Origin of the sequence: Rudaea cellulosilytica DSM 22992, from assembly GCF_000378125.1 — a bacterium.
In the GTDB taxonomy this organism is placed as follows: domain Bacteria; phylum Pseudomonadota; class Gammaproteobacteria; order Xanthomonadales; family Rhodanobacteraceae; genus Rudaea; species Rudaea cellulosilytica.
This window is the reverse complement of the sequence record NZ_KB899244.1, coordinates 143,871-158,227: the sequence shown is the minus strand read 5'-3', so window position 1 is coordinate 158,227 and position 14,357 is coordinate 143,871. Positions and strand designations below refer to the sequence as shown.

The window sequence follows — 14,357 nt, the reverse complement described above, 5'->3', positions numbered from 1 at the left end:
TCTCTCAGCGCACCGGCACCTGTGTGAGCAGGCGGCGTGCGAGTTCGTCGCGCGTGGCGCCGCTCGCGGCGGCGGGAATCAGGCGATGCGCGGCGATCGCGACGAAGACGGCTTGCACGTCTTCGGGCAGGCAATAACCGCGGCCTTCGAGCAACGCATAGGCGCGTGCCGCCTGCAGCAACGCCAGGCCAGCGCGCGGCGACAGGCCGACACGGATCTCGGCGTGGTTGCGGCTAGCGGCGAGCAGCGTCTGCACGTAATCGATCAATGCCGCGCTCGCGAGCGTCCTTGCGACCGCGTCGCGCAGCGCCGCCGCCTGCGTGGCGTCGAGACGCGGAGCGAGCTGTGCGATCAGTTCGCGGCGGTCGCTCGCGGTCAGCAAGGCGCGTTCGGCCTCGCGGTCCGGATAGTCGAGGCCGATGCGCAGCATGAAGCGGTCGAGCTGGGAATCGGGCAGGGCGAAGGTGCCGGCGAGGTCGAGCGGATTCTGCGTGGCGACGACGAAGAATGGTTCCGGCAACGCGTGGGTCATGCCGTCGGTGGTGACCTGGTGCTCGGCCATCGCCTCGAGCAGGGCGCTCTGCGCCTTTGGAGTCGCGCGATTGATCTCGTCGGCGAGCACGAGCTGGGCGAACAGCGGGCCGGGATGGAACTTGAAGGCGCCGTCGCCGCGCTCGTAGATGCCGACGCCGGTGATGTCGGACGGCAACAGATCGGCGGTGAACTGGATGCGCGCGAAGCTCAGGCCCAGCGTCGCCGCGAGCGCATGCGCGAGCGTGGTCTTGCCGACGCCGGGCATATCCTCGATCAGCAGATGGCCGCCGGCGAGGAAGCAGGCGAAGGCCAGTTTCACCTGCGCGGCCTTGCCGAGCACGACGTCGTTGACTTGAGCGACGGCTGCGCCGAGCGCTCGCGTGAGAGTGGGATCAAGCGGCGAAGGTGCAGCTGAGGCGGCGAGCGAAACGGACATGCGACGTGAACTCCTGGAGATGTCCGGAGTATAGGCATTTCCCGCAAACGCAAGTTCCGCGTTGACGCGAATTGCGATGCGGCGCGCGGATTCCCTAGGGAAGGTCGACACCGGCCTCGCGCAGCAACCGGCACAGCGCGATCAGAGGCAGACCGATCAACGCCGTTGGGTCCTGCGATTCGATGCGCTCGAACAGGGAGATACCGAGGCTTTCGGACTTGAAGCTGCCGGCGCAGTCGAACGGTCGCTCGCGGGCAAGATAGCGTTCGATTTCCGCGTCGGTCAGGTGGCGGAATGCGACCGTCGTCGTGTCGATCGCATGGAATTCCCGCGCCGGAGCGCTGCGCGTATCGATCAGGCAGATCGCAGTGTGAAAAACGACGCGGTTGGCGCTGCTCGCACGCAACTGCTGGCGCGCGCGGGCGATGTCGCCCGGTTTGCCGAGGATGCTGCCGGCGCAGTCGGCGACCTGGTCGGAACCGATCACCAGCGCGTTCGGATTCATCGCCGCGACCGCAGCTGCCTTAGCGGCCGCCAAACGCGCGGCGAGAATCGCCGGAGCCTCGCCGGGCAGTGGCGCCTCGTCGACCTGGGGCGACTGCTGGCGGAATGGCGCACCGAGCCGGGCGAGCAGCTCACGGCGATAGGCGGAGGTCGAGGCAAGGACGAGATCGGTATCGGCGAGGGCGGTCATCCCGTATTTTCGCCCGAAATGCGCTCGGATGGGTCGGCTGAGCCGACCGCCTAAAATGCGGAAATAATTGACTTTGTGCGCTGCGGAACCTACCATCGCGCACCCGTGAATCACACCTTGCCCGAGCTGGTCGATCCGTGGCGCATGGTGAGTGCGAGGCGCACGTTTGCTGGCCGCCTGCCTTTGGCCGCGATGAAGCGCCTGGCGAGCGGCCTGGCGGATGCCTCGGGGGAGGTCGAATACGAGCTCGATTTCGACAAGGATCTGACCGGCGTGTCCGGCGTCCGCGTCAAGGCGAAGACCGCGCTGCCGCTGATCTGTCAGCGTACGTTGGAGCGGTTCGAACAGCCGGTCGAGATCGATGCGAAGCTCGGTTTCATCGTCGATGAGGCGGACGAGGCGGCCCTGCCGGCCGGCTATGAGCCCTTGTTGGTCGATGCCGAGGGTTTGCGCCCGGTCGACGTGATCGAGGACGAATTGATTCTGGCGTTGCCGGTGTTTCCGGTGAAGCCGGGAACGCAGGAAATGCAGCGCGAATGGAAGGAAGCCGCGACCGAGGTCGAGGCCAAGCCCAATCCGTTCGCCGTATTGAAGAACGTGAAGTTATGAAGTTGTAGATTGCAAAACTGGGCATCCTGCCGCAGTTTGCAAAAAAACGGGCGCGGCAAAGCCGCGCCACGTTTTTTGCATCAAACTTCGTTTGATGCGTCGGCACATCCTGTGCCGTTATCGATCGAATGTAGAAATCGTTTTTATTGAGTTTGGAGAACCACCATGGCCGTAGCCAAAAGCCGTAAATCCCCGTCCCGCCGTGGCATGCGCCGCGCGCACAACGCGCTCAGCGCCAAGCAGCTCGGCACCGACCCGACCTCGGGCGAGACCCATCTGCGCCACAACGTCACCAAGGACGGCTACTACCGTGGCCGCAAGGTGATCGACAGCAAGACCCCGGTGCACGAAGAAGATTGATTCGCTGGACTTGCGAATCGCAAGCCGTGATTGTCCAAGCCGTGATTGATACCTCGGCACCGATGAAAACCGCGAAGTGTTCCGCCGCCACGGTTTCGCCGTGGCGCGCGTGCGCGCTCGCGTCGCGCCATTGAGCGCGGCAGGGGAGAAGACATGACCTACGCACGCATCGCGGGCACCGGCAGCGCGTTGCCGGAACGCGTCATCAGCAACGCCGAACTTGCGGCCAAGGTCGACACGTCGGACGAATGGATCGCCGAGCGCACCGGCATCCGCCAGCGCCATATCGCGGCCGAAGGCCAGACCACGGGCGATCTTGCGTTTGCGGCTGCAACGGCAGCACTGCAGGCAGCCGGCGTCGACGCCAGCGAGATCGACCTGATCGTGGTCGGCACGACCACGCCCGACCTCGTCTTTCCCTCGACCGCCTGCCTGGTCCAGCATCGTCTCGGCGCGAACGGCTGCGCGGCGTTCGACGTCAACGCGGCCTGCTCGGGCTTCATCTATGCACTGACCGTCGCCAACCAGTTCATCCGCGCGGGCACCGCGAAAACCGCGCTGGTGATCGGTGCGGAAACGCTGTCGCGCTTCCTCGACTGGTCCGATCGCGCCACCTGCGTGCTGTTCGGCGATGGCGCCGGCGCCGTCGTGCTCAAGGCCGCGGACGAGCCGGGTATCCTGTCCAGCCACATCCATGCCGACGGCGGTTACAAGGAATTGCTGTGGAATCCGGTCGGCATTTCCGCCGGCTTCAAGGACGAGCCAAACCACGGCCTGCGCGTGATCATGCAGGGTCGCGACGTGTTCAAGGTCGCGGTCAAGACCCTCGACCGCGTGGTCGAGGAGACGCTCGAGGCGAACAATCTCGACCGCCACCAGCTCGACTGGCTGATCCCGCACCAGGCCAATCTGCGCATTATCGAGGCGACGGCCAAGCGGCTCGACATGCCGATGGATCGCGTCATCGTCACCGTCGACAAGCACGCCAACACCTCGGCTGCCTCGGTTCCGCTCGCGCTCGACTATGCGGTGCGTTCGGGCAAGGTGCAGCGCGGTCAGCTGCTGCTGCTCGAAGCCTTCGGCGGCGGCTTCACCTGGGGCTCTGCGCTGCTGCGTTACTGAGCGACGCTGCGTTTCCGCAAGCATTTCATTCATCGCATTTCCGATTTCCGGCCTATGAACGCATCCAGCGCATCCATGGATCAAGCTCAGTCGAATTCCGCTGCCAAACTCGCCTTCATCTTTCCAGGCCAGGGTTCGCAGTCACTGAACATGCTGTCCGACCTCGCCGGCGAATTCGCCATCGTCGAGGAAACGTTCAAGGAAGCATCGAGCAGCGCCGGCGTGGACCTGTGGAAGCTGTCGCAGGAAGGGCCGGAGGACGCACTCAATCGCACCGAAAACACGCAGCCCGCGTTGCTCGCTGCAGGCGTCGCCGTGTGGCGCGTCTGGCAGCAACTCGGCGGCGCGCAGCCGCATGTGCTGGCCGGGCACAGTCTTGGCGAATACACCGCGCTGGTCTGCGCCGAAGCGCTGTCGCTGGCCGATGGCGCCGCGCTCGTCGCCGAACGCGGTCGCCTGATGCAAGCCGCGGTGCCGGCTGGCGTCGGCGCGATGGCCGCCGTGCTCGGCGGCGACGACGCTCAGATCGCGCAGGTTTGCGCCGAAGTGGCGCAAGGGCAGGTCGTCGCGCCGGCGAACTACAACGCGCCGGGACAACTCGTCATCGCCGGCAATACCGAGGCAGTCGATCGCGCGCTTGCGCGCCTGGCCGAACTCGGCGTGAAGAAGGCAGTGAAGCTCGCGGTCAGCGTGCCGTCGCATTGCATGTTGATGCGCGGTGCAGCCGACAGGCTCGCCGAGCGCTTCGACAAGATCGCTTGGCAGGCGCCGAAGATTCCCGTTGTGCAGAACGCGGATGCGAAATCGTTCGATGCGCTTGCGGATATCCGCGCGGCACTCGCGCGCCAGCTCTACCAGCCCGTGCGCTGGACCGAGAGCGTGCAGGCGCTCGCCGCGGCTGGTGTCCGGCGCGCGGCCGAATGCGGTCCGGGCAAGGTACTGACCGGCCTGCTCAAGCGCATCGATCGCACGATCGATGGTCGCGCGATCGGCGCGCCGGCGGATCTGCAGCAGGCGATCGCCGACTGGAAAAGCTGATTAAGTTTTCGAAAAACCCATTCCCATCGAGGTGATCATGTCCGCAAGTCTCCAAGGTGAAATCGCTCTCGTCACCGGCGCGAGCCGCGGCATCGGTGCCGCGATCGCCGACCAGCTCGCAGCGCTCGGCGCGAAGGTGATCGGCACGGCCACGACCGATGCCGGCGCCGCCGCGATCGGCGAGCGCCTGGCCGCGCACGGCGGCGTCGGCCGCGCGCTGAACGTCACCGACGGTGCCGCGGTCGAGAAACTGATCGACGACATCGCCAAGGAGTTCGGCGCGACTACGATCCTGGTCAACAATGCGGGTATCACGCGCGACCAGCTGCTGATGCGCATGAAGGACGAGGACTGGCAGGCGACTCTCGACACGAACCTGACTTCGGTCTATCGCACGAGCAAGGCGGTCATGCGCGGCATGATGAAGGCACGCAAGGGGCGCATCATCAGCATCGCTTCCGTGGTCGGCGTCACCGGCAACCCGGGCCAGGCGAACTACGCCGCGGCGAAAGCCGGCATCATCGCGTTCTCCAAGTCGCTCGCGCGCGAGATCGGTTCGCGCGGCATCACTGTCAACGTCGTCGCGCCGGGTTTCATCGATACCGACATGACGCGCGCGCTCAGCGACGACCAACGCGGCGCGCTGCTCGGTCAGATCGCGCTCGGTCGCCTCGGCGCGGCGCAGGACATCGCCAATGCGGTGGCTTTCCTCGCGTCGCCCGCAGCGGCCTACATCACCGGCGAGACGCTGCATGTCAACGGCGGCATGTACATGGCGTAGGTTTGCGGGGCTGCGCTGGTGCGATTGCCGCGTATGCCCTACAATTCGCCCCGTTCGCAGTAACCCTATTTCGTAACTTTTCTGCCTACCTTGTGAGGTAAGTACCACCATGAGCACCATCGAAGAGCGCGTCAAGAAGATCGTCGTCGAACAACTGGGCGTCAAGGAAGATGAGGTGACGCCGAATGCGTCCTTCGTGGATGACCTGGGTGCCGATTCGCTCGACACCGTCGAACTGGTCATGGCGCTCGAAGAGGAATTCGAATGCGAAATTCCGGACGAGGAAGCCGAAAAGATCACCACCGTGCAGCAAGCGGTCGACTACATCAAGGCGCACGTGAAGCCCTGATCTCGTCGCCATCCGACGGTACGAACTGCGCCCGCGAGGCGCAGTTTGCATTTCTGCCTTCGCGGAACAGTCGTTTGAAAAAACATTGTTTCTTGACGAAATTTTATTGAACAGTGCGGCCATGGACGGCCGCTTTTTGACTCTCGCGATCAGGGACGATCGCAAAGGCAAACTAACCTCATGAACAAGCGGCGCGTAGTGGTCACCGGCCTAGGCATCGTCAGCCCGGTCGGCAACGATGTAGCGACGGCGTGGAAGAACATCCGCGAGGGCGTGAGCGGCATCGGTCCGGTCACGCATTTCGATGCGAGCACGTTCCCGACGCGCATCGCCGGCGAGGTGCGCGATTTCAACCCGGAGACGTACATCCCGCACAAGGATGTGAAGAAGATGGATCCGTTCATCCACTACGGCGTCGCCGCGTCGGTGCAGGCGCTCAACGATGCCGGCTTGTCGACGCACGAGCACGATGCCGAACGCATCGGCGTTGCGGTCGGCGCGGGAATCGGTGGCATCCATACGATCGAGAAGACCGCGATCACCTATCACGAGCACGGCCAGCGCAAGATCTCCCCGTTCTTCGTGCCGAGCTCGATCATCAACATGGCTTCGGGCAACCTGTCGATCATGCTCGGCCTGAAGGGTCCGAACATCGCCTGCGTTACCGCTTGCACGACGGCTACGCACAACATCGGCCTCGCCATGCGCATGATTCAGTACGGCGACGCCGACGCGATGGTCGCCGGCGGCGCCGAGTACTCGACCTGCGGTACCGCGATGGGCGGCTTCTGCTCGGCGCGCGCGATGTCCACGCGCAACGACGAACCGACCAAGGCCAGCCGGCCATGGGACAAGGACCGCGACGGCTTCGTGCTGTCCGATGGCGCCGGCGTGATCGTGCTCGAGGAATACGAGCATGCGAAGAAGCGCGGTGCGAAGATCTACTGCGAACTCGTCGGCTTCGGCATGTCCGGCGACGCCTTCCACATCACCGCGCCGAGCGAGGGCGGGGAAGGCGCGGCGCGCTGCATGCGCAACGCGCTCAACGACGGTGGCATCAACCCGACCGACGTGCAATACATCAATGCGCATGGCACCTCCACGCCGCTCGGCGACGTCGGCGAAGTGCTCGCGGCGAAGACCGTGTTCGGCGAACACGCCTACAAGCTGGCGGTCAGTTCGACCAAGTCGATGACCGGCCACCTGCTCGGAGCAGCTGGCGGCATCGAAGCGATTTTCTCGATCCTTGCGTTGCGTGATGGTGTGCTGCCACCGACGATCAACCTCGACGAGCCGGGCGAAGGCTGCGACCTCGACTTCGTGCCGCACACGGCGCGCGACGCGAAGATCGACATCGCGGTGTCGAACTCGTTCGGCTTCGGCGGTACGAACGGTTCGTTGGTGTTCCGCCGCGCCTGATCGGCCCGCAATGGACTTCGTCCGGCGCGAGCTGCCCGGCGCGCGCGACCTGCTGCCGCTCGCGGCACGCTGGCCGCGGCGCTATCCCGGCTTGCTCGAGAGCGCCGCACAGGGCGGCACCGCCGCGCGTTTCGACATCCTGTTCGCGACAGGCGAGGAAGGTCTGAAGCTCGGCGCGGGTCGCGTACATGATCTGCGCGGCGCGGATCGCGGCACCTCGTTTCTGGCCGCGCTCGATGCGGATTGGCACGGGCAACGCGTCGCCCGCGTCGCTGCGGCTTCAACGGAACTGCCATTTCGTGGCGGCTGGCTGCTGTATCTCGGCTATGAGGTCGTTGCCGAGATCGAGCCGCGGTTGCGTCCTGTCTTCGATGCATCGAGCCACGCACCGGTCGCGCTCGCATTGCGCTGCCCCGCAGCCGTGATCGTCGATCGGCTCGCGCAGACGACCTGGCTGGTCGCCGAAGCGGGGCAGGCACATTGGCTCGACGTGCTCGCCGCTGATCTCGTGCAGGTCGGCGATTTCACGCCAATGCCGTTGCCCGCAGCGCGGATCGCGGAAGACGATCCGCAGCGATTCCTCGATGGCGTGGCGCGCATCCACGAGTATCTGCGCGCCGGCGACACGTTCCAGGTCAATCTTTCGCGCGAATGGCGCGCCGCTTTTGCCGAAGCGCCGACGCCGGCGAATGTCTATGCGCAATTGCGCTGCGCCAATCCCGCGCCGTTCGCCGGGCTGCTGCAATGGGGCGGCTGGGCGATCGCGAGTTCATCGCCCGAGCGCCTGGTCGAAATCCGTGGCGACATCGCGCAGACGCGCCCGATTGCCGGTACGCGCGCGCGCCACGCAGGCGACGACGACGCGGCGCGCATCGCCGAACTTATCGGCCATGCGAAGGAACGCGCCGAACACGTCATGTTGATCGATCTGGAGCGCAACGATCTCGGCCGCATCTGCATTCCCGGCTCGGTCGTCGTCGACGAGCTGATGGCAGTGGAGAGCTACGCGCACGTGCACCATATTGTCTCGAACGTGCGTGGTCGCTTGCGCGCCGGCATCACCCCGGCACAGGCGATCCGTGCCGCGTTCCCTGGCGGCACGATCACCGGCGCGCCGAAGGTGCGCACGATGGAGATTATCGCCGAGCTCGAACAATGCTCGCGCGGTGCTTACACGGGCGCACTCGGCTACCTCAATCTCGACGGCGACATGGATCTGAACATCCTGATTCGCACGATGGAGTTGCAGGGGAACGAGGCGCGTTTCCGCGCCGGTGCCGGCATCGTCACCGATTCGATCGCCGAACGCGAACTGGCCGAGACGCGGCACAAGGCGCGCGGGCTGCTGCGTGCGCTCGGCGTGGTCGAGTAGGGCACAATAGGGCTTGCCGATGCGATCATCCTTGTTCGCAAAGTCAAAAAGCAGTCATCCCTGACCGCACTTCTCAAAAGAGCGTATCCAATTCCGTGAACTTGCCGTATCCGAAACCTCGCAAGAGGTTCAGCTTCAAACGCGTGCTGTTCAACGTCGTCGCCATCCTTGTGATCGGCGCGGCGGCACTCGGCGGGTATCTGTACACGCGTTACCAGCACTTCTCCGATGCGCCGATCACGGGTCTCGTGCAGGCGACGCAGATCGACGTGCCGATCGGCGCGAACCTGCCTGCGATCGTCGGCCTGCTCGACGAGCGCGGCCTGCAGCCCGGCAATCCGTATTTCTGGCGCCTGCTCGCGCGCGAACTCGGCGTGGCCGGCAAGCTGCATGCGGGCGAGTACGCGCTTGATCCCGGACTGACGCCGCGCGCGCTGCTGAAGAAGATGGCGGCGGGCGAGGTGATCCAACACAAATTCACGATCGTCGAGGGCTGGACGTTCGCGCAACTGCGCGCCGCGCTCGCGCAGGACGCCGGGCTGCAGCAGACCTTGTCCGGCGTCGACGACACCGATCTGATGCGCCGCCTCGGCGACGATCTGCTGCCCGAAGGCGAATTCCTGCCCGAAACTTACAGCTACGTCAAAGGCATGAGCGACCTCGACGTGTTGCGCCGCGCGCGCGAGGCGATGCGCAAGGCGCTGGACAAACTTTGGGCCGAGCGCGCGGCGGATACTCAGCTCAAATCCCCGTACGAAGCGCTGATCCTCGCTTCGATCGTGGAGAAGGAGACCGCCCGCGTCGAGGAGCGGCCGCAGATCGCGCGCGTGTTCCTCTCGCGCCTCAAGCTCGGTATGAAATTGCAGACCGATCCGACCGTGATCTACGGTATGGGTGCAGGCTACAACGGCAATATCCGTCGCAGCGACCTTGATACCGACACGCCGTACAACACTTACACACGCACCGGCCTGCCGCCGACGCCGATCGCGCTGCCGGGCAAGGCGGCGCTGGCCGCGGTGATCCATCCGGCCGACACCGAGGCGCTCTACTTCGTCGCACGCGGCAACGGCAGCCACGAGTTCTCCGCCACGCTCGAAGCGCACAATCGCGCCGTGGCCAAATACCAATTGCACCGGCAATGAGCGTGAGGCGAGGTAAATTCATCACGCTCGAAGGCGGCGAAGGTGCGGGCAAGAGCACCGTGCTCAGCGCGGTGCGCGAACAGCTCGTTGCCGACGGAGCCGACGTCATCATCACGCGCGAACCCGGCGGCACGCCGGCCGGCGAGGCGATCCGCGGCGTCCTGCTCGACCCGGCCCTGCATGGCGCGATCGCACCGGAAACCGAACTGTTGCTGATGTTCGCCGCCCGCGCGCAGCACGTGCGCGAAACGATCAAACCAGCGCTTGCTGCGGGACGCTGGGTACTTAGCGACCGTTTCACCGACGCGAGCTACGCCTACCAGGGCGGCGGCCGCGCGCAGCCGCTCGAACGCATCGCCGAACTCGAACGCTGGGCCGCCGACGATCTGCAGCCCGATCTGACCCTGCTGCTGGATCTACCGGTAGGTATCGGTCTCGCGCGCGCGCGCGGGCGCGGCCCGGCTGATCGCATCGAACTGGAGGCGCAGGATTTCTTCGAGCGCGTGCGCGCCGCCTATCGCGCACGCGCTGCCGCGCAGCCGGCACGTTTTCGCGTCATCGATGCGAGCCAGCCGCTCGATGCGGTACTCGACCAGGTGCGCAACGCTATCGGCGAGTTCCTGCAGACGCAGAACGACGGAGCCGGGTCGTGACGTTGGCGCCGTGGAACGTCGATGCGTGGAGCAGCCTCGGCGAGCGCCGCCGCCGCGATGCGTTGCCGCACGCCATCCTGCTGGCCGGACCCGCGGGTCTGGGCAAGCGCGAATTTGCCGACGCGTTCGCGCGTGCGCTGCTGTGTGAGTCGATCCGCGCGGATGGTTTCGCCTGCGCCACCTGCCGCGCCTGCAAACTCGTTGCGGCCGGCACGCATCCTGATCTGGTCCGGGTGAACTTCGAGCTGCGCGACGACGGCAAGTCGCGCACTGAGCTCACGATCGACCAGATGCGCGCGCTGAGCGAGCGGCTTGCCCTGACCGCGCAGTTCGGCGGCGCGCAGGTCGCGCTGATCGATCCGGCCGATGCAATGAATCACGCGGCCAGCAATGCGCTGCTGAAGACGCTGGAGGAGCCGACCGCCGGAACGATCATCGTGCTCATTGCCGACTATCCCGCGCGGCTTTCGGCGACGATCCGCAGTCGCTGCCAGCGCATCGAGTTCCGCGTGCCGGACGGCAGGCTCGCGCTGCAATGGCTCGCCGCGCAGGGCATCGGCGGCAAGCAGGCCGCGGACGCGCTCAATGCGGGCGATGGCAATCCAGGCCTCGCGCTGGCCTGGGCGCAGGGCGAGGCGCTGAAGCTGCGTGGCGAGGTGGCGCAGGACCTGCGCGAGCTCAATGCCGGCGTTGCCGCAGCTTTCGAGGTCGCCCAGCGCTGGAGTCGCGAGGAGTCCGATCTGCGTCTGCGCTTCGCCGCTTCGCTGGTCCAGCAGCAAGGCCGGGCGCAGGCCCAGGGCGGGGCAAGGCTTAGCGCCGGCGGCCCGCTCGCCTTGACCCGTGCGGTCGATTTGGTGAAGCTTACCTCTTGGTTCGACCGGGCCAACCGCACTCGCGATCTTTTGCGCGGGCCGATCCGGTCGGAATTGGCGATGCTCGAGTTGCTCGCGACCTGGGTGATGGCGGCGACGCCGAATCGCGACGTTCAACAACGGAGTACGTGATGGTTGCAGGTTCCGGCGCCGGTTCACCGCTGCAAGGCATCTTGACGCTGTCGATCAAGGACAAGAACGCCCTGTACAACGCGTACATGCCGTTCTTGCGCGGCGGCGGCATCTTCGTGCCGACGGCGAAGCGCTACGGCCTCGGCGACGACGTGTTCATCCTGCTGGCATTGATGGCGGAGGCCGAGCGCATGCCGATCGCAGGCAGGGTCGTTTGGATCACGCCGCCGGGTGCGCAGGGCAACCGCGTCGCCGGCATCGGCGTGCAGTTCAACGAGTCGCCGGAAAGCGAGTCGGCACGCGTCAAGATCGAAGCCATGCTCGCCGAACTGCAGGGGTCGGAGAAACCGACCAATACGATGTGATTCCCGCGTCGGCATGAAGAAGGAATATTTCGGCACCGACGGCATCCGCGGCCGCGTCGGCGAAGCGCCGGTCACGGCGGAATTCATGCTGCGCCTGGGGCAAGCACTCGGCCATGTGCTTGGTGCCGGGCAGGCCGATTCCGCGGTGCATCCGAGCGTGGTAATCGGCAAGGACACGCGCGTTTCCGGTTACATGTTCGAATCCGCGCTCGAAGCGGGCCTCGTCTCCGCCGGCGCGAACGTGAAGCTGCTCGGTCCGATGCCGACGCCGGCCGTGGCCTGGCTCGTGCGCGAGCTCGGTGCCGATGCGGGCCTGGTCATCAGTGCCTCGCACAATCCGTACTACGATAACGGCATCAAGTTCTTCAATGCGGCCGGCGAAAAATTGTCGGATGAAGTCGAGTTCGCGATCGAGGCGGCGCTGCGCCTGCCGCTGCGCACCGCGTCATCGGAAAGGCTCGGCAAGGCGGTGCGCGTCGACGATGCCCCGGCCCACTACCTCGAGTATTGCGCTGGCAGCGTGCCGGGCCTTTCCCTGCGCGGCAAGCGCATCGTGCTCGACTGCGCGCACGGCGCGACCTATCACATCGCGCCGCGCCTGTTTGCGGATCTGGGTGCGGACGTGTCGGCGATCGGCGTGCAGCCGGATGGTTTCAACATCAACGCCGGTTGCGGTGCGACCGACCTGCAAGCGCTCCGACGCGCGGTGCTGGAAAACGACGCCGATCTCGGCATCGCCTTCGACGGCGATGGCGATCGCGTGCAGATGATCGACGCCCAAGGCGGCGTGGTCGACGGCGACGACATCATCTACCTGCTGGCGAAAGACCTGCTTGCCTCGGCCCAGTTGCGCGGACCGGTGGTCGGCACGCTGATGACCAACTACGGCGTGGAGCTCGCCTTGCAACGCTTGGGCACGACATTCCTGCGTGCCAATGTCGGCGATCGCTACGTGCTGCAGATGCTGCGCGAGCGTGGCGGCGTGCTCGGCGGCGAGGCTTCCGGCCATGTGCTGCATCTGGACCGCAGCGGTACGGGCGACGGCATCCTCAATGCGCTGTTCGTGCTCGATGCCTTGCAACGCATGGGCATGGTTTTGACCGATGTCCGCGCCGAGCTGCAGCGTTTTCCGCAAGTCATGCTCAATGTGCGCGCCGCAGGAGGCGCCGCGCTCGTCACCGACGCCGAGGTGCAGCGCGTCCTCGGCGAGGTGGAAACGACCTTGCGTGGCCGCGGTCGCGTCGTGTTGCGCGCCTCCGGCACCGAGCCGCTCGTGCGCGTTACCGTCGAAGGCGAGGACGCCGACGAGGTGCGGCGATTGGCGGAGAACTTGGCGAAGGCCGTAGAATTGGCGGCATCTTGAGCAATCACCCTTAGATTGCAATAAAACAAAAAAGCGGTCGCCCATGGCCGCACTTTTCAACAACAGCTAATCAGAACAGGCGTATGGCCAATCACGTTCCCACTCTCGATATCCGCCGCTACGACACCGATCGCAAAGCTTTCGTCGCCGAACTCGGCGCGGCCTACCGCGAGTACGGTTTCTGCGGCATTTCCGGCCACGGCATTGCGCAGGACCTGATCGACAATTCCTACGACGTGTTCCAGCGCTTCTTCGCCCTGCCGACCGAAACCAAGTTGAAGTACCACCTGGCCGGAACCGGCGGTGCGCGCGGCTATACGCCGTTCGGTATAGAGACGGCGAAGGATTCGAAATACTTCGATCTCAAGGAATTCTGGCATGTCGGCCGCGAGCTGCCGCCCAGCTCGCCATACGCGGAATACATGGCGCCAAACCTGTGGCCGACTGAGATACCGGGCTTCAAGGAATACGGCTACGGCCTGTATACCGCGCTCGACGCGCTCGGCTCGCGTGTGCTGCGCGCGCTCGCACTGCATATCGATCTGCCCGAGAACTATTTCGACGACAAGACCAATTTCGGCAACTCCATCCTGCGGCCGATCCACTATCCGCCGATCACACAGGAGGAGATTCCCAACGTCCGCGCGGGTGCGCACGAGGACATCAATTTCATCACCCTGCTCGTCGGCGCGAGCGCGGAAGGGCTGCAGCTTCTGCAGCGTAACGGCGAGTGGCTGCCGATCACGACGCAGGGCGATACGATCGTGGTCAACATCGGCGACATGCTGCAGCGCCTGACCAACCATGTGTATCCGTCGACGACGCACCGCGTGGTCAATCCGCCGGGCGAGAAGGCGCGCCAGCCGCGCTACTCGGTGCCGTTCTTCCTGCACCCGAATCCCGATGTCGTGCTCGATCCGCTGCCGCAGACGATCACGGCCGACAACCCAAACCGCTACGACACTTCGATTACCTCGCACGAATATCTGCAGCAGCGGCTGCGCGAGATCAAGTTGATCAAGTAACAGCGTCGCATGGCCGGGGCTGGTTAACTTCGACGTAACCTCGAGCCGTCACCATTCCCGGTAGGTCTCCTTGAAGGGAAGAAACAGT

The 14,357-nt window shown here is 65.3% G+C and carries 16 protein-coding genes; 14 read left to right on the top strand and 2 right to left on the bottom strand.

Annotation, left to right across the window (positions count from 1 at the left end):
* Window positions 1–4: 4 nt before the first annotated feature.
* Both F455_RS0117265 and F455_RS0117260 read right to left on the bottom strand, forming a co-directional pair.
* Complete coding sequence (locus F455_RS0117265; RefSeq protein WP_018974572.1) at window positions 5–970, bottom strand: AAA family ATPase; 966 nt, start codon at window positions 968–970, stop codon at window positions 5–7.
* Window positions 971–1,064: 94 nt separating this feature from the next.
* Window positions 1,065–1,664 (bottom strand): Maf family protein, encoded by a 600-nt coding sequence (locus tag F455_RS0117260; protein ID WP_018974571.1) that lies wholly within the window; start codon window positions 1,662–1,664, stop codon window positions 1,065–1,067.
* Window positions 1,665–1,808: 144 nt separating this feature from the next.
* Between F455_RS0117260 and F455_RS0117255 the strand changes: the two genes are divergently transcribed.
* The 14 genes from F455_RS0117255 to F455_RS0117190 all read left to right on the top strand — a co-directional run bounded on the left by F455_RS0117255 (window position 1,809) and on the right by F455_RS0117190 (window position 14,269).
* Complete coding sequence (locus F455_RS0117255; RefSeq protein WP_425413750.1) at window positions 1,809–2,273, top strand: YceD family protein; 465 nt, start codon at window positions 1,809–1,811, stop codon at window positions 2,271–2,273.
* Window positions 2,274–2,438: 165 nt separating this feature from the next.
* On the top strand, window positions 2,439–2,633 hold the full coding sequence (gene rpmF, locus F455_RS0117250; RefSeq protein WP_026293495.1) for a 50S ribosomal protein L32: 195 nt from the start codon (window positions 2,439–2,441) through the stop codon (window positions 2,631–2,633).
* A 153-nt stretch (window positions 2,634–2,786) separates the two neighbouring features.
* Entirely contained in the window at window positions 2,787–3,755 is a 969-nt protein-coding gene (locus F455_RS0117245; protein WP_018974568.1) for a beta-ketoacyl-ACP synthase III, read from the top strand.
* A 75-nt stretch (window positions 3,756–3,830) separates the two neighbouring features.
* A complete protein-coding gene (gene fabD, locus F455_RS0117240; RefSeq protein ID WP_018974567.1) occupies window positions 3,831–4,793 on the top strand; it encodes an ACP S-malonyltransferase in 963 nt (320 codons plus the stop codon).
* A 37-nt stretch (window positions 4,794–4,830) separates the two neighbouring features.
* Window positions 4,831–5,574: a 3-oxoacyl-ACP reductase FabG gene (gene fabG, locus F455_RS0117235; protein ID WP_018974566.1), complete on the top strand. Its 744-nt coding sequence runs from the start codon at window positions 4,831–4,833 to the stop codon at window positions 5,572–5,574.
* A 109-nt stretch (window positions 5,575–5,683) separates the two neighbouring features.
* Window positions 5,684–5,923 (top strand): acyl carrier protein, encoded by a 240-nt coding sequence (acpP, locus tag F455_RS0117230; protein WP_018974565.1) that lies wholly within the window; start codon window positions 5,684–5,686, stop codon window positions 5,921–5,923.
* A 180-nt stretch (window positions 5,924–6,103) separates the two neighbouring features.
* A complete protein-coding gene (gene fabF, locus F455_RS0117225; RefSeq protein ID WP_018974564.1) occupies window positions 6,104–7,342 on the top strand; it encodes a beta-ketoacyl-ACP synthase II in 1,239 nt (412 codons plus the stop codon).
* 10 nt (window positions 7,343–7,352) lie between these two features.
* Entirely contained in the window at window positions 7,353–8,714 is a 1,362-nt protein-coding gene (locus F455_RS0117220) for an aminodeoxychorismate synthase component I (RefSeq protein ID WP_018974563.1), read from the top strand.
* A gap of 95 nt (window positions 8,715–8,809) precedes the next feature.
* Window positions 8,810–9,859 (top strand): endolytic transglycosylase MltG, encoded by a 1,050-nt coding sequence (mltG, locus tag F455_RS0117215; protein ID WP_018974562.1) that lies wholly within the window; start codon window positions 8,810–8,812, stop codon window positions 9,857–9,859.
* Window positions 9,856–10,512 (top strand): dTMP kinase, encoded by a 657-nt coding sequence (gene tmk, locus F455_RS0117210; protein WP_018974561.1) that lies wholly within the window; start codon window positions 9,856–9,858, stop codon window positions 10,510–10,512. Before mltG ends, tmk begins: the two co-directional genes overlap by 4 nt.
* Window positions 10,509–11,516 carry a DNA polymerase III subunit delta' gene (gene holB / locus F455_RS0117205; protein WP_018974560.1) on the top strand — a complete coding sequence of 336 codons (1,008 nt, stop codon included), beginning with the start codon at window positions 10,509–10,511 and terminating at the stop codon, window positions 11,514–11,516. Before tmk ends, holB begins: the two co-directional genes overlap by 4 nt.
* A complete protein-coding gene (locus tag F455_RS0117200) occupies window positions 11,516–11,881 on the top strand; it encodes a PilZ domain-containing protein (protein ID WP_018974559.1) in 366 nt (121 codons plus the stop codon). The genes holB and F455_RS0117200 overlap by 1 nt, the downstream gene beginning before the upstream one ends.
* Before the next feature lie 13 nt (window positions 11,882–11,894).
* A complete protein-coding gene (glmM, locus tag F455_RS0117195) occupies window positions 11,895–13,244 on the top strand; it encodes a phosphoglucosamine mutase (protein ID WP_018974558.1) in 1,350 nt (449 codons plus the stop codon).
* A gap of 83 nt (window positions 13,245–13,327) precedes the next feature.
* Window positions 13,328–14,269: an isopenicillin N synthase family dioxygenase gene (locus F455_RS0117190; protein WP_018974557.1), complete on the top strand. Its 942-nt coding sequence runs from the start codon at window positions 13,328–13,330 to the stop codon at window positions 14,267–14,269.
* Window positions 14,270–14,357 lie beyond the last annotated feature (88 nt).